Source organism: Rivibacter subsaxonicus, from assembly GCF_004217215.1.
Taxonomy (GTDB): Bacteria; Pseudomonadota; Gammaproteobacteria; order Burkholderiales; family Burkholderiaceae_C; genus Rivibacter; species Rivibacter subsaxonicus.
Genome location: NZ_SHKP01000004.1, coordinates 813,252 through 835,341 on the forward strand (window position 1 = coordinate 813,252; position 22,090 = coordinate 835,341).

The 22,090-nt window shown below is 71.1% G+C and carries 20 protein-coding genes; 5 read left to right on the top strand and 15 right to left on the bottom strand.

Annotated features, from left to right (window positions below):
* Positions 1–105 precede the first annotated feature (105 nt).
* From EV670_RS03740 to EV670_RS03770, 7 genes are all read right to left on the bottom strand, one after another.
* Positions 106–1,395 carry a YncE family protein gene (locus EV670_RS03740; protein WP_479725209.1) on the bottom strand — a complete coding sequence of 430 codons (1,290 nt, stop codon included), beginning with the start codon at positions 1,393–1,395 and terminating at the stop codon, positions 106–108.
* Between the two features lie 62 nt (positions 1,396–1,457).
* Positions 1,458–2,276, bottom strand: coding sequence for a creatininase family protein (locus tag EV670_RS03745; protein ID WP_130430454.1), 819 nt, complete (start codon positions 2,274–2,276; stop codon positions 1,458–1,460).
* On the bottom strand, positions 2,261–2,986 hold the full coding sequence (locus tag EV670_RS03750) for a (5-formylfuran-3-yl)methyl phosphate synthase (protein ID WP_130430916.1): 726 nt from the start codon (positions 2,984–2,986) through the stop codon (positions 2,261–2,263). The genes EV670_RS03745 and EV670_RS03750 overlap by 16 nt, the downstream gene beginning before the upstream one ends.
* A gap of 5 nt (positions 2,987–2,991) precedes the next feature.
* Positions 2,992–3,564: a DUF447 domain-containing protein gene (locus EV670_RS03755; RefSeq protein WP_423213568.1), complete on the bottom strand. Its 573-nt coding sequence runs from the start codon at positions 3,562–3,564 to the stop codon at positions 2,992–2,994.
* Between the two features lie 5 nt (positions 3,565–3,569).
* A complete protein-coding gene (locus EV670_RS03760) occupies positions 3,570–4,979 on the bottom strand; it encodes a DUF6513 domain-containing protein (protein ID WP_130430456.1) in 1,410 nt (469 codons plus the stop codon).
* On the bottom strand, positions 4,958–5,590 hold the full coding sequence (locus tag EV670_RS03765) for a flavoprotein (RefSeq protein ID WP_242616817.1): 633 nt from the start codon (positions 5,588–5,590) through the stop codon (positions 4,958–4,960). Before EV670_RS03765 ends, EV670_RS03760 begins: the two co-directional genes overlap by 22 nt.
* A 16-nt stretch (positions 5,591–5,606) precedes the next feature.
* Complete coding sequence (locus EV670_RS03770; RefSeq protein WP_130430458.1) at positions 5,607–7,643, bottom strand: sigma-54-dependent Fis family transcriptional regulator; 2,037 nt, start codon at positions 7,641–7,643, stop codon at positions 5,607–5,609.
* Positions 7,644–7,882: 239 nt separating this feature from the next.
* Here EV670_RS03770 and EV670_RS03775 point away from each other — a divergent pair, with 239 nt between their 5' ends.
* A complete protein-coding gene (locus EV670_RS03775; protein ID WP_130430459.1) occupies positions 7,883–8,374 on the top strand; it encodes a dihydroneopterin aldolase in 492 nt (163 codons plus the stop codon).
* A 163-nt stretch (positions 8,375–8,537) separates the two neighbouring features.
* Here the strand turns inward: EV670_RS03775 and fae are convergent, their stop codons facing one another.
* The 8 genes from fae to EV670_RS03815 form a co-directional block, all read right to left on the bottom strand.
* Positions 8,538–9,047, bottom strand: a complete 510-nt coding sequence (gene fae, locus EV670_RS03780) for a formaldehyde-activating enzyme (protein ID WP_130430460.1) — start codon at positions 9,045–9,047, stop codon at positions 8,538–8,540.
* A 147-nt stretch (positions 9,048–9,194) separates the two neighbouring features.
* Positions 9,195–10,028: a triphosphoribosyl-dephospho-CoA synthase gene (locus tag EV670_RS03785; protein ID WP_130430461.1), complete on the bottom strand. Its 834-nt coding sequence runs from the start codon at positions 10,026–10,028 to the stop codon at positions 9,195–9,197.
* On the bottom strand, positions 10,025–10,951 hold the full coding sequence (locus tag EV670_RS03790; RefSeq protein ID WP_130430462.1) for an ATP-grasp domain-containing protein: 927 nt from the start codon (positions 10,949–10,951) through the stop codon (positions 10,025–10,027). The genes EV670_RS03785 and EV670_RS03790 overlap by 4 nt, the downstream gene beginning before the upstream one ends.
* Entirely contained in the window at positions 10,952–11,947 is a 996-nt protein-coding gene (gene mch / locus EV670_RS03795) for a methenyltetrahydromethanopterin cyclohydrolase (protein WP_130430463.1), read from the bottom strand.
* Positions 11,944–13,083, bottom strand: coding sequence for an ATP-grasp domain-containing protein (locus EV670_RS03800; protein WP_130430464.1), 1,140 nt, complete (start codon positions 13,081–13,083; stop codon positions 11,944–11,946). The genes mch and EV670_RS03800 overlap by 4 nt, the downstream gene beginning before the upstream one ends.
* Positions 13,084–13,097: 14 nt before the next feature.
* Positions 13,098–14,006: an NAD(P)-dependent methylenetetrahydromethanopterin dehydrogenase gene (locus EV670_RS03805; protein ID WP_130430465.1), complete on the bottom strand. Its 909-nt coding sequence runs from the start codon at positions 14,004–14,006 to the stop codon at positions 13,098–13,100.
* A 20-nt stretch (positions 14,007–14,026) separates the two neighbouring features.
* Positions 14,027–15,142, bottom strand: coding sequence for a beta-ribofuranosylaminobenzene 5'-phosphate synthase family protein (locus EV670_RS03810; protein WP_242616818.1), 1,116 nt, complete (start codon positions 15,140–15,142; stop codon positions 14,027–14,029).
* A 277-nt stretch (positions 15,143–15,419) separates the two neighbouring features.
* Positions 15,420–17,639 carry a TonB-dependent receptor gene (locus EV670_RS03815; protein WP_207224990.1) on the bottom strand — a complete coding sequence of 740 codons (2,220 nt, stop codon included), beginning with the start codon at positions 17,637–17,639 and terminating at the stop codon, positions 15,420–15,422.
* Positions 17,640–17,919: 280 nt separating this feature from the next.
* Between EV670_RS03815 and EV670_RS03820 the strand changes: the two genes are divergently transcribed.
* The 4 genes from EV670_RS03820 to EV670_RS03835 all read left to right on the top strand — a co-directional run bounded on the left by EV670_RS03820 (position 17,920) and on the right by EV670_RS03835 (position 22,038).
* Positions 17,920–19,299 (top strand): histidine kinase, encoded by a 1,380-nt coding sequence (locus tag EV670_RS03820; protein ID WP_130430467.1) that lies wholly within the window; start codon positions 17,920–17,922, stop codon positions 19,297–19,299.
* The gene (locus tag EV670_RS03825) at positions 19,296–19,937 is read left to right on the top strand and encodes a response regulator transcription factor (RefSeq protein ID WP_130430468.1); all 642 of its coding nucleotides are present in this window, start codon (positions 19,296–19,298) and stop codon (positions 19,935–19,937) included. Before EV670_RS03820 ends, EV670_RS03825 begins: the two co-directional genes overlap by 4 nt.
* 105 nt (positions 19,938–20,042) lie before the next feature.
* Positions 20,043–20,519 carry a tripartite tricarboxylate transporter TctB family protein gene (locus tag EV670_RS03830; protein WP_341274601.1) on the top strand — a complete coding sequence of 159 codons (477 nt, stop codon included), beginning with the start codon at positions 20,043–20,045 and terminating at the stop codon, positions 20,517–20,519.
* Between the two features lie 10 nt (positions 20,520–20,529).
* A complete protein-coding gene (locus tag EV670_RS03835; RefSeq protein ID WP_130430470.1) occupies positions 20,530–22,038 on the top strand; it encodes a tripartite tricarboxylate transporter permease in 1,509 nt (502 codons plus the stop codon).
* Positions 22,039–22,090: the final 52 nt, after the last annotated feature.

Here is a 22,090-nt window from a genome sequence, read left to right on the forward strand (position 1 = left end):
TGAGTCCTGCTGCCCGGGCCGATCCGTGGCAGTCAGCTCGGGCAGGTTCTCACTACGTGCCCGGGCGCTACCACCCTTGGCGTCAAGGATGATCGGGGTGGCCGACTAGCGCAAGTTGCCCGTATGCCCCAGCGAATACCGCCCCGGCTGCGGCCATACCGTCAGTCCGTGCGGCTCGGCGCCGACCTTGATCTTGTCGACCGCGCCGCTGGCGGTGTCGATGCGGTAGACCACGTTGTCGTAGCGGCCCGAGAGCCACAGGTACTTGCCGTCGGCGCTGACGTTGCCCATGTCGGGGCTGCCGCCGCCGGGGATCGGCCAGGTTTGCTCGACCTTGCCGCTGGCGAAGTCGAGCACCGAGACGCTGCCCGGGCCTTTGGGCTTGCCGCGGATCTGGTTGCTGCCGCGGTTGGCCACGTAGAGCTTCTTGCCGTCGCGGCTCGGGTAGAGGCCGTGGGCACCGACGCCGGTCGGCACGAAGCCGACCTGGCGCAGCGTCTCGCCGTCGACCACATGCACGCCGTCGGCCATCATGTCGGCCACGTAGAAGAGCTTGCCGTCGGGCGAGGCGCGCACGTCCTGCGGCATGCCGGGCGTGGTGCAGATCTCGGCGCCGAGCTGGGCCGGGTCGGGCACCTTCTTCGGCTTCTTGCCGGGCTGGTCGATGATCGCCAGCGCATCCGGGCGGTTGTAGTACTGGGTCAGGCGCAGCGTGCCCAGCACCTTGCGGTTGACGAGGTCGATCTTGGTGATCGCGCCGCCGAACTCGCAGGTGAACAGCGCGTAGCGCCCGTCGATCGAGAAGTCGGCGTGGTTGATGCCGGCGCACAGCGGCGTCGGGATCGTGAAGTCGATCTTGTTGATGCTGCGCACGTCGCGGAAGTCGAGCCGCTTGAAGGCCTCGGCGACGACGATCGCGTACTTGCCGTCGGGCGACCAGTACATGTTGTACGGGTCCTCGACCATGATCTGCGGCCCCGGCTTGCCGGTCAGCGGGTCGACCGGCGTCAGGCTGCCGTCGTTGCGGCCCTCGGCATTGTTGGCGACCCACAGCGTCTTCAGGTCCCACGAGGGCACCACATGCTGCGGGTGGATGCCGACCTTGAAGGTGTCGATCACCTTCAGCGTGGCCGGGTCGATCACCGAGACGGTGTGGGCCGAGCGGTTGGGCACGTAGACGCGCGGCAGCGCGCCGGCCACCGCCGGGCTCATGCGCTCGCTGACGGTCTCGCTGTAGAGGTTGTTGCGGTCGGGCACGCCCGGCATGCCGGGCACCGTGACGATCGGAGCCGGGGCGGCTGCGGGTGCCGGCGGCGTGGTGGTCTGGGCCGCGACCCACCAGGTGGTGGCGCCGAGGGCGACGAACAGGCTCGGCAGGAGGATGACGCGGGACATCGTGCGCATGGAACGGCTCGGGCGGGTCGGATTGCCCGCATTATCGAGCCGGCGCCATCGGCTCAGTTCTGCGGTGTGTCAATCGCGCGGCGGATCGCCGCCACGCTGCGCGCGACGATCAGCTCGACGCCAAGCTGCCCCAGCGCCGCGCTGGCCGCGCGCGGGTCGCCGGCAACGCCGCTGCTGCGCTCGTCCTGCAGTGCGAGCCGGTCCTTGCGCACGGCGCCGGGCTCGATCGCCAGCGTCAGCGCGGTGTCGGCGCTGGCCGCGTGGGTGCCAATCTGGGCCGGGCTCAGGCCCTTGTCGCGCAGCGCCTGCACGTAGGCGCCCTGCACGGTGGCGTAGTAGTCGCCGATGAAGTGCGCGCGGGTCTTTGCCCGGGCCCATTCGCGGTTGAGCTTGGTCGTCACCGCCTTGAGTTCGCCCTGGTAGTTGCCGGAATCGCCGATCAGCACCACGTCGCGAAAGCCGGCCTGGCGAAAGCTGCGTGCGGCACCTTCGAGCACGCCGCGAAAGGCGGCATCGGGGATGGAGATCGTGCCGGGGAACCGCATGTGGCCGCCCGGCGGGTCGATGCTGCCCTCGGGCACGTAGGCCACCACCGGCGCCACCAGCGCGTTGCCGAGTTCTGCCGCGATGCGTCCGGCCAGCGCCCGGGCCCGCAGGTTGTGCTTGCCGAGCACCATGTGCGGCCCGTTCTGCTCGGTGCCGCCGACCGGGATGATGATGGTCGTGTGGCCGCTGCCGATGGCGTCGCGCAGCTCGGTCCAGCTCAGCTCCTCGATGAACAGGCTGGGCGGAGCCGCGCTCGCGGCGGACGCGGCGCTGGCCAGCAGGCAGCACAGCCAGGCCAGAACCAGGGTACTCAGGCTTCTGCGCATGCTGCGAGGCGGGTGTTCGTCGTGGCGCGGGATACGGCGAGTTGCAGCGCCGCGAGCCGCTCGGGAACCAGTGCGCCGCGGCGGTCGCCGCCGCAGACCGCGCCGCGAAAGCCGATCACGTCGGGTGCCAGCCGCGTCAGCCGCGGCAACTCGGCCGGGCGTAGCGATCCGGCCAGGCCGGCGAGCGCGCCGCAGCCGCGGGCGCGAGCTATGAAGTCGACGAGCGCGTCGTCGGCCATGAGCTCGAGCAGGGAACCGCGCGACTTGTCGGCGGTGTCGAGCATCCATGCGCCAAAGGGCTGCCGCGCGGCGGCCTCCAGCAGCGTGGGGTCGATGCCGCGGTCGGCGAGGAAGACCGGCACCACCGGCGCGCCGCTCGCGCCGAGCGCCTCGATGGCACACCTGGCCTCGCTGCGCGATCCGCTCGCGAGGTCGATGCCGACCTTGACCCAGTCGACGCCGGTGGCGGCCGTGACGCGCACTTGCGCCAGCATCGCGTCGAGCTCGCCCAGCGGCAGGTCGCCCACCGTGGCGCTGATGCGCGCGCGCGGATGGCTGGCGCGCAGTTCGTCGACGATCGGGCCGATCGTCCCGAGCGCCACTGCGCCGAGCGCACCAGCCTTCGGCTCCTTGAGGTCGATCAGCTCGACGCCCGCCGCGGCGGCGAGCCGCGCCTCGGCGGCATCGCGCACGCTGACCAGGAGCTGCATCGCGCTCATCGCGCCGCGGCCCGGTGCGCCGCGACCGCCTGCTGCAACCAGCCAAAGGCCTGGCGCTCGGCGTCGCCGGCGGTCTTGTCGATTGCGATCTGCAGATAGGCCATCTCGGCGTCGATCTTCTCGGTTTGCAGCATGTGCAGACGGCTTACCAGCACCGCGCCCTCGATCACCGCTGCCTGCGCGCGGTTGAAGCCGGCAAAGGGCAGGTGCTGCTCCTCGTGCACGCGCCTGAGCGTGAGGGTCGGCCGCTCGTCATGGTCATCGTCGTGTTCGAGCGCCAGCACCACATGCGAAAGCGCCTGCGCCAGGCGCACGCCGGCGATGGTCGCCACCGGCAGCAGCGACCAACTGCGCGGGCCGAGCCAGCGTGCCGTGACCGCGCCGGCGAACACCCGCACGTCGGTCGTGAGGTTGAGCACCGCATGGCCGCTGGCGCGGATGTTGTCGAGCGTGGCCGAGGGCTTGAAGGGCTTGAGCAGCACGCGGCCTTCGCTGTAGCGCACGCCGAAGGGCGCCACATGCGGCGTGCCGTCGGCGGCCAGCGTCGTGACCACGGTCTCGAAGATCATGTCGTTCATGGCTTCTGCCTGTTCGCCGTTCGCAGCGTGGTGCCGGGCGCGCATTGCTCTAGCAGGTCCTCGGCATTGCGGTCGGCCGCCACGCCCCAGTCGAGCTGTTGATCCTGCGCGTAGCGCTTGCCGAGCTGCCAGGCGATCTGGGCCCGGGCCAGCTCGACGCCCATGTAGAAGGCGTGGCTGGCGTCGTCTTCGAGCTTGAGCTGCGGCCACAGCGCGAAGGGGTCGCGCTCGACCCGCAGCCCGTCGCGGTTGTAGACATGCAGGCCCTGCTCGGAGACCTGGATGCGGAAGTTGGGGTCGCGCACCTCGCGCGCGATCGCGGCGATCTCTTGCGGCGTATCCGGAAACGGGTGCTTGGCGTGCACCGTCATCAGCGCCTCGCTCATGCCCTTGGGCAAGCTCTGCGTCTGCACCGCGGCATGCATGATGCGGCGCGCCACGTCGGCCTCGCGCACCGCGCGTCGCGCATGCTGGCTCACCTGGGTGGTGAGGATCGCAGCCGCGTCGAGCTCGGCGCAGAGGCCGAGCAGCAGCGCGTTGATGCCGCTGGTGTCGGCCTCGACCAGCTCGGTCAGGTTGCCGACGCCGACCAGGATCTCGAGTTGCGGATGGCGGTCGCGCAGTCGCTGGTAGCGCGCGATCGAGCGCACGAAGCCGAAGGGCAGCGGGTCGAGGATGCTGTCGGCCATGAAGGGCCGGGCGCGCGCCTGCATCGCAGCGATGGCGGCGTCGAGCGAGGCCTCGTCCTGCGGTTCGCGCGCGATCAGCACCGGCGTGCTGGCGACCTCGTCGACGATCCACAGCGTGTCGAGCGTGAGGCTGAGCAGGTAGTCGGCACCGGCGCGGCCGCCGCGCAGCAGCTCCTGCGGGTCGAGCGAGTCGACGCTGACGGCGAAGCCGCCGCCCTTGAGCGCCTGCACCGCGTCTTCGAGATGCGGGAAGGGCGTGGCCGGCAGGCAGCCGATGTCGATCACGTCGGCGCCCTCGGCGCGCAAGAGCGAGGCGCGCTCCGCGATCTGTTCGACCGACAGCTTCGCGGCATCGACGATCTCGGCAAAGATCTTCGTGCGGTACTTGCCGAGGTCGACCGGCTTGCCCTGCCGGTTGAAGAAGCGCGGCAGGTCCTTGAGTTCCTCGGGGCCGCGCTGCACCGGCAGGCCGTAGTGGGCGCAAAGCGCATCGACATCGCCGCGCGCGCGGCCCGGCAGCATCAGCCGGTCGACCGGCCGCTCGCCCTGCAGCGGCGCCGGCAGGCGGCGCATCACCATCTCGGTGGTCATCAGCGCGGCGACCTGCAGGCCGATCTCGCGCACCTCCCAGCTGAAGGCCGGCGGCTCGATGCTCGCCAGCACGCGCCTGAGCGCGGGCTCGGCGAGGCGGCCGGTCAGGAAGAGGATGTGTTCCATGCAAGCTTGAGTTCGCGCAGCCGGGTCTCGAGCGCGGCCTCCAGTTCGGCCGGCGAACGGACCACGATGCAGTGGTCGATGGCGCGCAGCCGGTCCACGTTGTCGAGCTCGATGCGGCGCGGCCGCAGCGTGAGCCACTCCTGGTGCGAACTCTGCGGTGCCTTCGTGATGACCACCGGCTCGGTGTCGCATGCAAAGACGATGCCCGGGATGCCGAGCTTGCCGGCCTGCGCGAACATGTTGGTCGGCAAGCTGTCGCTGAAGCCGAAGGCGCACTTGGCGACCGTGTTGCTGGTCGCCGGCGCCACCACCACCGTGTGATAGGCGTCCTCGTAGAGCGTGCCGACCGGCACCGAGCTCGCGCTCTTGTCGCGGAACACGCGGCCGAAGCGGGCCTTCAGCGCCTCGATCCGGTGGCCGTAGAGCGGGAGGACCTCGTCGGCGGCGGCCGAGAGAAAGAGGTCGACCTCGGGCAGGCGCAGCGCGATCGCGATCGACTCGTCGAGAAAGTGGCCGGAGCCGCTGACGCACCAGGCGAAGCGCGAACGCGGCGCGCCGACGAAGGCGGCGGCGTCCTCGCCGCTGCCGGCGCTGGCCCAGGGGTCCGTCACCGCGCCGGCGCCACCACTAGCGCTGGTGGGTGAGCGGGATGTTGAGCTTGTGGAGCTTGCGGTAGAGCGTGTTTCTGCTGACATGGAGCGCCTTGGCGACGTTGCTCACGTTCCAGCGCTCATCATGCAGCACGCGCAGCAGCACCTCGCGCTCGTTGGCCTGGATCAGGTTCAGGCCCGGTGGCGCGCCGCCCAGTTCGGGCTCCGTGCCCGGTGCGGCATCGGCGGCGGGTGCGGCCAGTGCCACCAGGCCACCGACCGCTGGCTCGTCGGTGAGCGATGGCAGGTGCTCGAGGTCGATGCGCTCGCCGTCGGCCAGCGCGATGGCGGTGCGCAGCACATGGCGCAACTGGCGCAGGTTGCCGGGCCAGGGATGCGCCATCAGCCGCGCCAGCACCGCGCTGCCGAGCATCACGCGCGGCCCGCCCTCGGCGGCCAGCACGGCGAGGATCAGCTCGCGCTTGTCGAGCCGTTCGCGCAGCGGCGGCAGCATCACCGATAGGCCGCACAGCCGGTAGTAGAGGTCTTCGCGGAAGCGGCCCTCGGCGACCAGCGTGCCGAGGTCGCGGTGGCTGGCGCTGACCAGCTGGAACTGCACATTGACCACGTCCTCGGTGCCCAGCGGCGTGACCTGGCGCTCGTCGAGCACGCGCAGCAGGCGCGCCTGCAGCTCGAGCGGCATGTCGCCGATCTCGTCGAGGAACAGCGTGCCGCGGTCGGCCTGCAGCACCTTGCCGCGACGGCCGCTGCGCTGGGCGCCGGTGAAGGCGCCGGCGCGGTAGCCGAACAGCTCGCTCTCGATCAGGCTCTCGGGCAGGCTGGCGCAGTTGACGGCGACGAAGGCACCGGCGGCGTTGGGGCTGCGCGCGTGCAGCGCGCGTGCGAAGACCTCCTTGCCGGAGCCGGTCTCGCCCTGCAGCAGCACCGGGATGTGGCGCGCGATCGCGCGCGAGCAGCGCTGCAGGTTCTCGGCCAGGCGCGGATCGCCGAAGCCGGGCGACTCGCGCAGCGCGACCGCGCTCGAGGCCTGCGCCGGCAGGTCGATCGTCGTGACGCGGGCGTTCTTGCCGGCGGCAGCGGTGCGCGGGCTGCGGTCGTTGGCGGCATCGGCCGCCGGCAGCCGCGCGACGACGAAGAAGCGGTTGGCGACGCTCGCGGCGCGGTAGGTCACCACCGGGTGGTAGGAACTGCGCATGCTGCGCTCGAGCAGGTTGTCGAGCGTGGTCTGGAAGATCTCGTCGAGGTGGCGATGGCGGATCTCGTCGACCGAGCGAAAGCCGAGCTGCAGTAGCGCGCTGCGATTGGCGGCCTCGATGCGGCCCTGCGCGTCGACCGCCAGCTTGCCCTCGTGCAGCGTGTAGACGAACTCGGGCCGCGAGTGGAAGTGCAGCGGGTGGGCGTCACGGAAGCGCAGGTCGATCAGCCGGTTCTCGATGGTCTGCGCGGTCATGCCGAGCAGCACCAGCAGGTGCTGCTGCATCAGGCTCGAGCGACTGGTGACGTCGATCACCGCGCACATGCGCCCGCTCGGGTCGTGGATCGGCACCGCCGAGCAGGTCAGGCCGGTGAACTGGGTGAAGAAGTGATCCTCCTGGCGCACTGCCACCGGCCCGGCCGCGGCCAGGCAGGTGCCCATGCCGTTGGTGCCGGCCTCGGCCTCGCTCCAGACCGCGCCGACATGAAAGCCGAGCGGCGTGACCTCCTCGGCGAACTCGGGCGAGGAAACCATGTGGATGATGACGCCGTCGGTGTCGGTCAGCACCACCGCCGACTCGGCGTCGGCCAGTTGCTGGTAGAGCGTGGTCATCTCGTAGCGCGCGCAGTCGAGCAGGTCGGCCAGGCCGAGGCAGCGCGCGTCGAGCGCGGCCTTGGGCAGCACCGGCGGCTTGCGCGGGCGATCCGGGTGCAGGTGGTAGTCCTGCAGGCAGCGTTGCCACGAGCGCGCGACGACATCGCTGGTCTCGGCGGCATGGCCGTGCTCGACCACGTCGAACACGCGATGCGCGTGGCGTTCCGCGGAGGCAGAAGAAGAAGGACTCAGCGTCAGGCTCATGTCTCCTCCGCGGGCCGGCATGCGATCACGCGTGCCGGCCACAAGGGCGGGTGGGTCGGACCCGGCGTCTTGTTGCGCCGTCTGTCGCGCATTCTGTCGCGACATCGGGATCGGCACAGGGGGAAAGCCCGCAAAGCCCTGCGCGAGGCCGATCTGGCGCGGCTCTTGCAGCCGGCAAGCCGGCGGCCCGGATAATCCGTGGGTGGCCGCAGCCTGCCGCGCCACAAGGAACCCAGCCCGTGAGTCCTTTCCGCCCCCTGCCGAACGCCGCGCCCCTGGCGCAAGCCGACGCCGTCGCCGCGCTCGACCTGATCTTCATCGAGGGCTTCGTCGGCCAGACGGTGATCGGTATCCATCACGACGAGCTGCACGACACGCAGCCGGTTCGCATCGACCTCTACGCCGGCGTGCCGCGGCCGCGGGCCTGCGATACCGACAGCATCGGCGACACCATCGACTACAGCGAGGTGCGCAGCCGCCTGCATCGTCATCTGCTGGAGCATCGGCTGCAGCTGCTCGAGGCCTTTGCCGAATCGATTGCCGACATCCTGCTCGACGAGTTCGGTGCGCGCTGGGTGCGGGTGGTGGTGGCCAAGCCGCGCAAGTTCGACGATGTCGAGGCGGTCGGCGTGGCGATCGAGCGCCAGCGCGTGCCCGCTGCCGACGGCGCCGCGCGAGGGGCGGCAGTGCTGTCGCTGCTCGGTGCCGGCCTGGTGCCCGGCAAGCGCTGACATCTTCGCGCTCACCATGAACAACGGCGACCCTGAGGTCGCCGTTGCCACTTCTGCATGCCACGAACGGCATGCAGAAGAATCAGGCCACATCGAAGCGCCGGGGCGGCTGGAACGTACCGGCCGCGGGTAGCGGCCGGCGAGGGGAACCGCCCCGAAGCTCCTACTTGGCCTGGAACGGGTGCGCCGCGCTGCCCTTCTTGGCGACCACTTCCTTGGCCGATGGCTCGCCGGCCACCGCGCGCTTGATCGACTCCTTGACCGCGGCGTAGTTGTAGTCCTGGATCTTCTTGTCGTCTTCGGCCAGCCAGTGGATGAAGACGCCGACGCAGATGAAGAGGTTGTCGGCTTCGTCGGCCGGGATGGTGCCGTCCTCGACGCAATCGGCAACCGCCATCGCCACCGCGCGCTGGGCCGGGCCGAACATCTGAACCGCCTGCTTGGCACCCTTGATCGTGACCTTGTTGAACATCACCGTCGATGGCTTGGTCAGCAGGTTCGGTGCGACCACCGCGAGCAACGAGGTGAAGCCGTCCTTGTTGTTGGTGAGCGCGTTCGCGAACGCGGACTCGACGGGGCTGCCACGCGGCCCGATGAGCAGGTCGATGTGGGCAACCTCGTTCCCGTCGCCGACCAGCGATTCACCCACCATCATGCGATCGATCTTTGCCATGGCTGTAGTCTCCGTTGTTCCTGTGGTTCGGATGGGGCGCTTGCTGCAGCGCGCCCCATTGCAGCGCCGGGAGGCGCCTCCCAGCCACCTCCGGCTATCACTTTCTGTGCCAACCGCGGCCGATGGCGATCGCGCTTGCCCGCCGCATCAGGTGATGCGTCCCAGCCAGAGTGCGAGCAGCAGCGTGGCGACCGTCAGATCGGCACTGGTGCCGGGGTTGAGGCCGCGTGCCTTGAGCGACTCGTCCCAGGCGGCCAGGGCCGGGTCGTCGGCGAGCGGCTCGCCGCCTGCCGCGCGCGCCTGCCATGGCACCGCCTCGTCGGTGACAGCCTGTGCCGCCGCGGGACCCTGCTTGCGAACAATGTGTGAATCGGGCGCGCTGGCGAGGAAGCCCAGGTAGACCGGCAGCACGCTGCGCTCGGCGGCAGCGCCGGAGCGGCAGGCCGACAGGCCGAGATCGAAGAGTTCGGCGCCGCCGTCGCGGTACTGGCGCGCGATGCGATCGTGCCCGGCGGCGAGTGCCATCGCAGCACGCAGCCCGATCTGCGGCGGCTCGGCGACGTCGGCCTGCGGCGCGCGGCCGAGGCCGGCCGGCCGGGCCAATGCGATGGCGCGGTAGGCGCTGCGGGCATCCTTCACGTCGAGGTCCGCAAGTACGGCCGCCAGCGCCGGCCGCAGCAGTGCCTCGCCGCGCTCGTTGCCGCAGCGCTCGCAGGCCGCCGCGATCGGCGCGGCCAGCAGCACGATGCCAAGGTTGGTGTTGCAGCCGACCGCCTCCTGCGTGGCTCGCACCGCGGCCTCGATGCGGGCGCCGACGCAGGCGCCGCGCGCCGCGATGGCCGCTGCGGAGGCCTCGGCGCTGGCGATGAAGTCGGCGGCCTGCATGCGGTGCCCGGCCGACACCAGGCTCACGTTGCCCGGCTTGCGCACCGCGACGTCGAGCGCGCAGGCGCGGCGGTAGGCGGCGGCGATGCCGATCACGCGCTGCGTGCCGGCTGCGCGCTGCGCGCCATGCGCCGGTCGAGCAGGTCGTCGACGATCGCCTGCGCGATGTTGAACGCGGTCACCCGCTGCAAGCCGTGCCAGGCGGCGACGCCGTTGACCTCGAGCACCTGCGGCCCGGCGGAGGAGGGCAGCAGGTCGACGCCGGCGTAGTCCATGCCGAGCGCCCGCGCGGCCGCCTCGGCCAGCGCCGCCAGCTCCGGCGTCAGCACCGCGCGCACCGGACGCGCGCCCTGCGCGATGTTGTGGATCCACTGTCCGGCGCCGCTGCCCACGCGCTGCATCGCGGCGCGCGCGCGGCCACCGATCACCAGCACGCGCCAGTCATGCGCCTGGGCCGCGATGAAGCGCTGCAGGTAGGCCATCCGGCCGTAGCCCGGCGTGTCGAGCGCCGGCAGCGGCAGGTGCGCGCCATCGACCCAGCCGACCCGTTGCAAGCCATGCCCCTGCGAGCCGAACAGCGGCTTGAGCACCAGCGCGCGGCGTGCGGCGCTCTCGCGCATCACCAGCCGCTGCGCCGCCTGCGGCGACTCGATCGCCCAGGCCGGTGGTGTGGCGACACCGGCCGCGTGCAGCAGCAGGCTGCTCATCGACTTGTCGACGCTGCGCTCGATCGCGCGTGCGTCGTTGTAGACCGGGATGCCGAGCTCGCGCAGCGCGTGCAGCACGCCCAGGCGTTTGGTCACCTGCTCGAAGCTGCCACCGGCGATGCCGCGCACGATCGCGGCATCGGGCAGCCGCTCGCGAAAGCCCGGGATCGAGAGGCCCTGCACGCCACGCGCGAGATCGATGTCGCAGTCGGCCAAGTCGACGCAGCGGCCCTGCGCGCCACGGGCACGCAACGCGGCCTGCAACTGGCGCGTGTGCCAGCCGATCTCGTCGCTGAAGATCGCGATCCGCATTCAGGACTCCGCCATCCACGCCCGTCGCAGCAGAGCCGGCTCGAGCCGGCCGGCGTGATGGGTTCGCCCCGACTGGAGGCTGCTGACCCAGGCCTCGGCCGGTGCGAACAGCGCGCCGTCGATCTTGTAGAAGTCGAAGCCGGCGGCGGCGAAGACTTCGGCGAAGCCCTTGCCGTGCTCCTTGGCGTTGCACGAGGGCAGGGCCTGCGCGAGCGCCTTCGCGGCATCGTCGTCGGCGTCGACCGTCAGATGCACCCGGCCGCCGTAGAGGATCGCGTCATTGGTGCGGCCCATTGCCTCGAGGCCGTCGGCGGCCGGCGGCGGCAGCGGCGCGCTGGCCGCGCCCTCGGCGATCTGCGCGAGCGGGAACTTCAGTTCGTGCGCCTTGTGCAGTGCTGTCTCCAGCACCCGCGCGACGATCTGGGTGGTGCCGGCCAGGCTGCGCGTCGGCGTCAGTACCAGCGTGAGTTGCGCGGGCGCCAGCCCGCAATCGCGCAGCAGCTTGTCGACGATCACTTCGGGCGGCGGCCGGTCGACTTCGAGCACCAGGCAGCCGCTGCCGGCCCGATCGCGATAGCCCAGTTCCTCGAACAGCGCTTCCTTGCCCGCCAGCGCGCGCGCCGGGCCGGAGCCGAGCGCGAAGAACTTCTTGCCGCCGGTCTCTTCCTTGCTCGCACTCAGGCTCCAGCCGGCGTACTGGCTGGCGAGGCAGGCCAGCACCGGTTGCGAGCTGCTGACGTCGATCCAGCTCGGCCAGAAGGCAGCCGTTTCATGGCGCAGCGAGATGCGGCCGAGGCCCGCCATGCAGATGCGCGCGACCGCGAGCCCGGCCTCGACGCTGCCGGTCGCTTCGATGCCGGCGTCGACGATGCGCACGCCGCGCGGACCTTCGAAGACCTTGAGCCGCAGCAGCTCGGCGTCGGCGACCAGCGCATCGACCAGCGGCGCGGCCAGTGTGTTCAGGCTCGGGGTGGCGGAATGGGTGGCGATGTTCATGCGAGTGCCTCGAGGCTGGCCAGGCAGTGTGCGCCGGCATGGAGGAGTTTGGTGTCGAGCGATTCGGCGTCGGCGTCCGGCGCGGCGGCGCGCAGGCTCAGGCTGCAGACCGGGTCGCCGCGCTCGAACGCGAGGCCGGCCTGTGGCAGGTCGTGCCGGTCGGACTGTTGCGCGAGCCAGTCGGCGGCCGCCGCGGAGAGCTTGAAGCCACGATCGGCGTAGACGATGGCATGGCCGCACAGTGGCGCGCCTGCGTCGTCCAGGTCCGGCAGCAGTTCACCGTGGCAGGCGGCGAGATGGGCGCCGATCAGCGGAAGTCGCGGATAGAGCGCCATGCTGGCGCTCGGTCGGGCGTTGAGTTCGAGCACCGAGATCGACGCGGCGTCGGGCCCAAGGATGAAGTCGAGGCTGGCCAGTCCACGCAATGCGAAGGAGCGACTCAGAGCCTCGATCGCGTGCCGCACCGCTGCCTGCGCCGGCGCGCTCAACACCATCGGGCCGATCACGCCGGCATAGACATGCGGCAGGTGGCCGAGGTGGATCGTGCGTTGCCGCTGGCAACCCACCAGCGAAGCGCCATCGGCATATGCGACGAACAGCGCCGACATCGGCCTTCCCACGGCGATGCGTTGCACCCAATGGCCAGGCCGCAACGCATCGACGCGGCTCGCCGGCCGCACCTGCCAGCCGCCACTGCCGAGCGGATCCTTCACCAGCCATTGCTCGCGTTCGGCAACCGGCGGCAACTCGAAGCAGGTGGCCGGATGGGCGATGGACTCGCGAGCCAGCGCGCCGAACCAGGCAACCGGATCACGCAGCGCGCGCAGCGACGCCGCCGGGCTGCCGAGTCGCGGCAGCAGTGCCTCGGCCTCGGCCAGCCAGGCGGGTGCGGCATCGAAGCCGCCGCCGGCGATCCAGGCCGACGCAGCGTCTTCGCGAGCGGCGCGGGCCAGGGCCGGCAGCAGCAGTGCAGGGTCGGGGTCGAGCGAGCCCGGATGCGCCAGCGGCTGCCAGCGCCTGGCGGCGCGGCGGGTATCGAGATCGCCGAAGGCGTCGAGCGCGAGTGCTTGATGGCCTTCGCGCGCCGCGGCCTCCGTAAGCAGGCGAGCCGAGGTGCCGGCAACGACTAACTGCATCTGCCGTGCTGGGTTCAGCTCTTCTTCTCGGCCAGCACCGCGCGCGCCACCTCGAAGGCCTCATCGAAGCCGAGCACCACCGGCTTGTCGCTCTCGCGCATGCGCACCAGCAGTCGATGCTGGGTCTGGTACTTGACGTTGCCCACCGCCAGCGCGCCGATACCGACGGCGCTGGTGCCTGCCAGCGGCTTGCCGTCATCCATCACGCCGACGCCGGCCACGCCCTCGGGTGGCACCGCGTTGACGTCGGCCGCCACCTTGAGTGCGCCGCCGGCCTGCGCCAGGTCTTCACCCGACACTACCTGCACGCCGGCGGCGGCCACGGCGAGCAGCACGTCGGCCTCGGCCAGCGAACGCCGCACCGCCTCGCGGTCGCCGCCCGAGATGCCGTGCAGCGTCACGCCGAAGCGCGCGCCGGTTTCCTGCGCGGCGTGCTCGGCGGTGTCGATGCCCTGACGGCTCGACATGCGCACCTCGGCGCCGCAGCGGGCAGCGAGCACCGCGGCGATGCGGCCGACGGTGCCGGTGCCGCCAAGGATCAGGATGCGCTGGCCGGCGAGCGCCTCGCCACGCTCCTTGAGCTTGGCCTCGACGCAGGCCACCATCGCCGCGGCCGTGGTGTAGGAGCCGCTCGGGTCGGCCATCAGCGAGACGACGAAGGGCGGCACCATCGACTTCTGGGCTCGCTTGAGCATGTCGGCCGCGAGGATCACATCGCGCCCGCCGATGAAGATGCCGGTGCGCGCCACGCCCTTGGGGCCGCGCGAGAAGATCGCGTCCTGCGTGAGGCCGGCCACGCCGTCGAGCGTGACATCGGTGTAGGTCGGCAGCAGCTGGTAGCCGGCGTCGGCCGCCATGTTGATGTCGAAGGGGCTCATCTGCCGGCCCGGGGTCAGCATGTGGAGGATGTAGGGGCGTTCCATCTCGGATCCCGGGGCGCGGTTCAGGCCGTGTGCAGTGCGCGCGGCGCCGGGTTCGGCAGGCCGACCAGGGCGCCCTGCGAGCGCGTGCGAACCACGCTGACGCGCAGCGCCGGATCGAGCACGCCGGCCTCGCGCGCGGCGTTGAGCAGGGCGTCGGCGGCGCCGCTGTTGGGCACGAAGGCAAAGCCGGTCGGGCCCCAGGAACTCTGGCCGACGGCCGCCGGCAGGTCGATCAGCGCCGGTGCCTCGTTCTCGATCCAGCCCAGCAGCCGGCCGACCGCCGGGCTGGTGTAGGCCGTGCCGCCCTGGGCCGCCGCGAAGTGGCCGCCGAGCAGTTGCTGGACGTGGGTGATGCCGTTGGCAAAGGCACGGAAGTCGGCGTCGGCCGCACCCGGCAGCACGCGCATCAGCACCTCGTGGCAGACCTCGGCCGCCTTGGCCGCGGGGAAGGGCGGCAGCGCGGCAATGGCCTGCTGCTCGGCCGGGCCGGACAGGCCCTGGATGCGCTCGTCCATCACCAGCAGCACGCGCCAGAAGGGCGGCAGCGCGATGCGCGAGATCAGCGGCGCCGGCCGACCATCGGGGCCGGGGCCGCCATCGAGCAACAGGCCGCCGTGGTCGAAGCCGGCAATGCCGACGCCCGAGCGGCTGCCGCGGCCCAGCAGCCGCGCGAGGTCGGCGGTGCTGGTGCCGGTGCCGCCGAGTTCGGCGTAGGCGCGGCCGATCGCCAGCCCGAGCTGCGTGCCGGAGCCGAGACCGGCATGCGCCGGCAGCGCCTCGGCCAGTTCGAGCCGCAGCGCGGAGTGGGCGCCGCCCGGGACGGCCGCGGCACCGCGACCGCGCAGCAGTGGCAGCCGCTCGCGCAGCCGTTGCAGATGGGCGCGCGCACGATCGAGCTCGTGCGTGGCGCCGAGGCAGGTGGCGACCACCTCGTCCTCGGCCGCGTCGACCCATGACAGGCGCACCACTGTCTGCGGACCGTCGATGACGACGCCGAGGCTGCCGAAGCGGCGCCCGAGGGTCGCGCCAGGGTCGAGAAAGCCCAGATGCAGGCGGGCCGGGGCACGCACTTCGATGCTGCGGGCTTCGCGGCCGGGCTCGATCGGCGTCGGCGGTGAGGAGTGGATGGCGGGCACGTTGAAGGCTGGAATTCGCGCAAGGCGGATGCAGATGGAATAGCAATCCGCGTTCCGCATCGATGCGCAGCGGCCGCTGCGCCTCTGGCCCATTGTGCGCAGGCCTGCGCCGTCGATGCCAGCCCACGGTCTTGTGTCTCGCCGCGGGACAGGATGCTCCGCCGCTGCCACAGGGGCTAACCCGCGGCCGTGCCGGACTCCGGTGCTCATGCCCGTCGCACAGCTCCGGTCCTTCGTGCCGTCCGAGGCCGAGCTGTCGGCCTCGGAGCCGCGGCACTCAGTAGCGCAGCCGCAGCCCCACGAACACGCTGCGTGGCGCCCCCGGCCCGACGAAGAGCGCGTCGCGGTCGTCGCCGTTGAAGCTGCCGTCGGCGTTGAACACGGTCTCGGCGAGCGCACCGAAACTCTGGCTGCGCTTGTCGGTGGCGTTGTTGAGCTTGACGTAGAGCTCCCAGCTCTTGCTCGGCTGCCAGCTCGCGCGCAGGTTGAGGATGCCGTAGCCGGGCAGGCTCAGGTCGACCTGCTCGTCGCCGTCGTCCTCGATCAGGCCGTCCTCGTTGCCGGCCACGCCGCGCCGGCCGAAGGCCTGCAGGTCGGCGCCGAGGCTGAAGCCCTCGGCCAGGCGCCAGTCGGCCGACAGTTTGAGCATCTGGCGCGGCAGGTTGGCGATGCGGGTGCCGCGCGTGATCGTCACGTTGCGCTCGCCCTGGCGCAGCACGCCGTCGGCCTGGTAGGTGGCGTCGAGAAAGCTGAAGCCGGCCGACAGGTCGAGCGGGCCGGCGCTGTAGCCGAGCTCGAGGTCCGCGCCCTGGTGGCGGGTCTTGGGGAAGTTGGCGAAATAGCCGAGCTGGCCGTTGACGCTGACGCTGCGGAACAGGATGTCGTTGCGGTTGTCGCTGCGGTAGGCCTCGAAGTTGGCGCGCCAGCCCGAGACCGAGCGCCAGCGCACGCCGGCCTCGACCGTGGTCGAGGTGACCTGCTCGAGGAAGGGATCGGCCTGCAGCCCGGCCGGCAGGCGACACGGCTCCTCGGGATCGGCGCAGCCGAGCTCGATCACGGTCGGCACCCGGTTGTTGCGGGCGATGTTGGCAAACAGCGTCGGCCCGCCACTGCCTTCTCCGAGGCGATGGGCAATGCCCAGCGCCGGGTTCAGGCTCTTGTAGCTGAAGCTTTCGCGCGGGCGGACCTCGAACTCGTCGGTGTCGTCGTCCACGCTCGACAGCGTGTTCTCGACCCGGGCCCAGTTGAAGCGCAGCGTGCCGGTGAGCCAGGTGCTGTTGCCGAGCTGCCAGGTGTCGCTGGCGTAGGCGCCCCAGGCCAGCGAACGGCCGTCGACGTCGACGCTGAGCTCGCGCTCCTCGCCCTCCAGTGGCGCCACGCCGCGGTCCGGCGTGAAGCTGCCTTCCTGCTCGAACTGGCGGTAGCGCACCTTGCTGGCGTCGAGCGTGGCACCGACCTGCCACTGGTGGGCGCCGGACTTGCGCTCGAAGCCGATCGCCGCGCCGTAGCCGGTCTGTTCGGTCTCGGTGGTGTTGAAGGCGGCATTGACCTCCGGCTCCTCCTCGTCGAACTCCTCGGCCTCGTCGCCGTTGACGGTTTCGCGCCGGCTGTTGCGGACGTAGACGAGGCCGGACAGCGTGCTCTGCGCATCGACCGTGTGGCGCAGGTTGAGCGTCAGCTGTCCGAGCCGGTTCTGGGTCTGGTCGGGGTGGGTGTAGACCGCCTCGCGCCGGTTGGCGTAGAGGTCCGGCGTGAAGACGATGGCCTCGGTGGCATCGTCCTCCTCGATCGTGTACCAGGGCACCAGGCCGTTGCCGACCAGCTTGCTCTGGCCGTACAGCCCGCTCAGGGTCCAGGCGGTGGTGCCATCGTCGTGCCCGACCTTGGCCAGCAGGTTGCCGAGCCGGCCCTCGGAGAAGTCGCGCCAGCCGTCCTCCTTGAAGCCGGTGGCGCCGAAATAGGCATGCCAGCCCGAATCGAAGTTCGCGCCATAGCTCAGGTCGAGCCGGCCGCGGCCGAAGCTGCCGCCCGAGAGCTCGGCGCGCAGCCCGGGCGCGCTGCGACCGTCGAAGGTGGTGTAGGCCAGCGCACCGCCGAGCGAGTTGAGGCCGAAGGCCGGGTTGGCACCCGGCACCAGCGACAGGCTCGAGACCGAGAACTCCGGAATCAGGTCGAAGTTGATGACGTCGCCGAAGGGCTCGTTCATGCGCACGCCATCGAGGTAGGCCGAGATCCCGGCGCTGGTGCCGAGCAGCGCCGAGGCGCGAAAGCCGCGGTAGGTCAGATCGCTCTGGAACGGGCTACCCTGCACCTCGTTGAGTTGCACGCCGGGCACGCGCCGGTTGAGCAGGTCGCTCAGCGTGTCGGCCTTGGCGGCGTCGATGCGCTCGCGCCGGATCAGCTGGGTCGAATAGGGCAGCAGGTCGCGGTCGATGCCCTGGCCCGGCAGCGGGCTGGTGCCGATGACCTCGACGTCGGGCAGGGTTGCGCTGGCCACCTGTGCCGTTGCGGGAGCCGTCCACAGCCCGGCCAGCATCAGGGCAAGCCCTAGGCGATGCGGCGCGGGGGCGCGTCGCGTGACGCTGCCTCCTCGTCGCATCATCGCGAAACCCGCACCAACGCTCCGATCAGCCCGCATCATGAGTCTCCCTCCTCGTCTTGTTGCCGATGGCACAGCCGGGCTTGTCGACGCAAGTGTTGCGCCGAAGGACCCGGGAGAAGCTCCCGACCTGAGGTCCGCGCGCGGACCGCGACCGCAGGCCCTGACCAGGCTCGTGATGCTGCGGGCCGGTGCGCTGGCGCTGGGCTGCCTGCTGCTGGCCTTGCTGCTCGGCCTGGCCCGCGCGCAGCGCGACATGCGCGAGGAGATCGGCGATGCACTCGACGCGGCGCGCATGACGGCGCTGCTGTCCACGCTCGGCGGGCAGGACGATGCACAGGCGCTGGCCGAGTTGCGGCGGCTGCAGCCGACCAGCAGCGCGCGCCACCTTCATCTGGAGCTGCGCGACGCGGCCGGGCAGTTCCTGATCGCCGCGCCGCAGCCGCCGGCGCTGGCCGCGCCGGTGGCCTGGCTGGTCGGTGCGCATGCGCTGCTGTTCCCGCCGCCGGCCTCGCAGGCGGTCGACTGGGAACTGCCGCGACCGGACGGTGGGCGCTGGCAGCTGCGACTGGTGGCCTCGGCCGACCGCGAGCAGCGCGAGGCGCTGTCGAACTGGGCCGAGATGTTCGCGCTGCTGCTGGCCGGCTCCCTGGGCATGCTGCTGCTGATGCGCTGGAGCCTCAGGCGCGCGCTGGCGCCGCTGCAGCCGGTGCTGGCCGCGATCGAGGCGCTCGAGCATGGCGAGCTGGGCGCGATGCAGCGACTGCCGCTGCCGATGCCGGTGCGCGAACTCGACGCGGTCACGCGCGCGCTCAAGCGGCTGGCGCATTCGCTGGCGGCGGCCGAGGCCGCGCGGCGCGTGCTTGCGCAACAGGTCTTCAGCCTGCAGGAAGACGAGCGTGCGCGCCTGGCGCGCGAACTGCACGACGAATTCGGCCAGCGCCTGACGGCCCTGCGCGCCGACGCCGCCTGGCTGCAGCGCCAGCTGCAGCACGAGCTGGCGCTGCTCGGCGTGGTCGACGGCATGGCCGAGCAATGCCGGCTGATCCACGAGGACACGCGCGCGCTGCTCGCGCGCCTGCGCCCGCTCGGGACGGCGCAGGCCGACGGCGCCGAACTGCCGACCGCGCAACTGCGGCAGATGCTGGCCGCGCTGGTCGAGGGCTGGTCCGGGCGCGCGCTCGAGGTGCAGCTCGAGTGGCGCGACGAGCCGTCGGCGGCGACGCACGAAGTGCTGCCGGCGGCACTGGCGCTGGCGCTCTATCGCATCAGCCAGGAGGCCCTGACCAACGTCGCGCGTCACGCGCAGGCGCGTGCGGCCCGGCTGCGCGTGGCCTTCGAGCGCGGTGCCGATGGTCGCGCCACGGCGCTGCTGTGGTCGGTCGAGGACGACGGCATCGGCCTCGCCGATGCCGCGGTCGCCGCGCAGCAGGGCAGCGGCCTGGCCGGCATGCGCGAGCGGCTGTGGGCCCTGGGCAGCGAGCTGGTCATTGCGGTCGACAGCGCGCGCAGCGGCACGCGGCTGGCGGCGCGGCTGCCGGTGGGAGGTGCGGCATGAGCGATTGCACCCGGCGCCACACGATCGCGCTCGCCGACGACCATGCCGTCGTGCGCGCCGGCTACCGCCGCCTGCTCGAACTGGAGCCCGAACTGGCGGTGGTGGCCGAGTACGCCGATGCCGAGGCGGCGTACTTCGGCCTCGCGCAGCAGCAGGATGGCGAGGTCGAGCTGCTGGTGCTCGATCTGTCGATGCCGGGTCGCGGCGGCCTCGAGATGCTGCGCCGGCTGCGCCAGCGCCTGCCGGCGCTGAAGGTGCTGGTCTTCACGATGCACGAGAGCGTGGCGCTGATGAGCCAGTGCCGCGATGCCGGCGCCAGCGGCTACGTCACCAAGAGCAGCGATCCGGTGCAACTGGTGGCCGCGGTGCGCGCGGCGCTTTCCGGCGAGTCGGTGTGGCCGGCGGCGCTGGCGGCCGGCTTGCGCGAGGGCTCGCCGCACGAGCGCCTGTCGCCGCGCGAGTTCGACGTGCTGCAGCACCTGCTGGCCGGCCGCGGCGTCGAGCAGATCGCGCAGATCCTCCACCTCAGCCCGAAGACGGTCGCGAACTACCAGACGCTGGTGCGACAGAAGCTCGGCATCGGCACCGCGGTCGAACTGCTGCACTATGCGCGCGAGCACGGGCTGGCGACGTCGTAAGCGTTATCCACACGGCGAGCGACTGCCGCACGTTCCTAGAATGGCCTAGGCGTCGCGGGCCGTGCCAGGCTCGTCGGCAACGACAACAAGAGGAGACCCTGCGTGATGATCAAGAGTCAACGCGACTTCGTCGCCGGGCTGATGTTCGTGGTGATCGGCGTCGCGTTCGCCGTTGGCGCCACCAACTACCCCTTCGGCACCTCGGCCAAGCCGGGGCCGGGCTACTTCCCGCTGATCCTTGGCGTGATCCTGGCGGCCCTCGGCGCCATCGAGCTGTTCAAGGCGCTGACCATCGAGAGCGACGGTGGGGATCCTATCGGTGCCATCGCGTGGCGCCCGCTGCTGCTGATCCTGGGCGCGGTGATCCTGTTCGGCTTCGCGCTGCCGCGCCTGGGCATGGTGCTGGCGATTCCGATGCTGATCACCATCGCCAGCCTCGCCGGCGACGAGTTCGAATGGAAGAGCGTGGTGGTCCTGTCGATCGCGCTCACGCTCGGCTGCTGGGGCGTGTTCGTCAAGGGCCTGGGCCTGACGATCCCGATCTGGCCGACGTTCCTGCCCTCGCTGATGGCAGCAACCTGAGGCACGCAAGATGGAACTCCTCAACAATCTCGCGCTTGGCTTCTCGGTCGCGTTCACCGCCACCAACCTGATGTGGGCGCTGATCGGCTGCCTGCTCGGCACGCTGATCGGCGTGCTGCCGGGTCTCGGGCCGGTGGCCACCATCGCGATGCTGCTGCCCAGCATCTACGGCCTCGACGCGACGCCGGCGCTGATCATGCTGGCCGGCATCTACTACGGCGCGCAGTACGGCGGCTCGACCACCGCGATCCTGATCAACGTGCCGGGCGAGAGCAGTTCGGTCGTCACCGCGATCGACGGCTACCAGATGGCGCGCCAGGGGCGCGCCGGGCCGGCACTCGCCGCGGCCGGACTCGGTTCCTTCTTCGCCGGCAGCGTCGGCACCCTGATCGTCGCCGCCTTCGCGCCGCCGCTGACCGAACTGGCCTTCAAGTTCGGTCCCGCCGAATACTTCTCGCTGATGGTGCTGGGCCTGATCGGCGCCGTGGTGCTGGCCTCGGGCTCGCTGATCAAGGCGATCGCGATGATCATCCTCGGCCTCCTGCTGGGCCAGATCAACACCGACGTCATCTCCGGCACGCCGCGCTTCTCCTTCGGCGTCCCGGAACTCACCGACGGCATCAGCTTCGTCGCGATCGCGATGGGCGTGTTCGGCTTCGGCGAGATCATCGCCAACCTCGGCCAGCCGGCCGAGCACCGCGAGGTCTTCACCAAGAACGTGACCGGCCTGTGGCCGACCAAGAAGGACTTCCAGGAGGCCTACCCGGCGGTGCTGCGCGGCACCGCGCTCGGCTCGCTGCTCGGCGTGCTGCCGGGCGGCGGCGCGCTGCTGGCGGCCTTCGCCGCCTACACGATGGAGAAGAAGATCGCCGGCAGCAGCGGTCGCTTCGGCAAGGGCGACATCCGCGGCGTTGCCGGCCCCGAGAGCGCCAACAACGCCGGCGCGCAGACCAGCTTCATCCCGATGCTGACGCTGGGCATCCCACCCAACGCGGTGATGGCGCTGATGGTCGGCGCGATGACGATCAAGGGCATCCAGCCCGGGCCGCAGGTGATGACCAGCAACCCCGAGCTGTTCTGGGGCCTGATCGCCAGCATGTGGATCGGCAACCTGATGCTGGTGGTGCTGAACCTGCCGCTGATCGGCATCTGGATCAAGCTGCTGACCGTGCCCTACCGCTTCCTGTTCCCGGCCATCCTTACCTTCTGCTGCATCGGGCTCTACACGCTCAACAACAACAACTTCGACGTCTACATGGCGGCCGGCTTCGGCATCGCCGGCTACGCCTTCTACAAGCTCGGCTGCGAGCCGGCGCCGTTGCTGCTGGGCTTCATCCTCGGTCCGATGATGGAAGAGAACCTGCGCCGCGCGCTGCTGCTGTCGCGCGGCGACTGGAGCACTTTCGTCACGCGTCCGCTGTCGGCCGCGCTGCTTGCCGCCGCGGTGGCGCTGATCGTGATCGTGACGCTGCCGTCGGTGAAGAAGAAGCGCGAGGTGGCCTTCCAGGAGGCCGACTAGGGCTGTGGGAAGGCGGCGACGGCGCGCGTCGCCGTCGCCGATACTGGCTGCC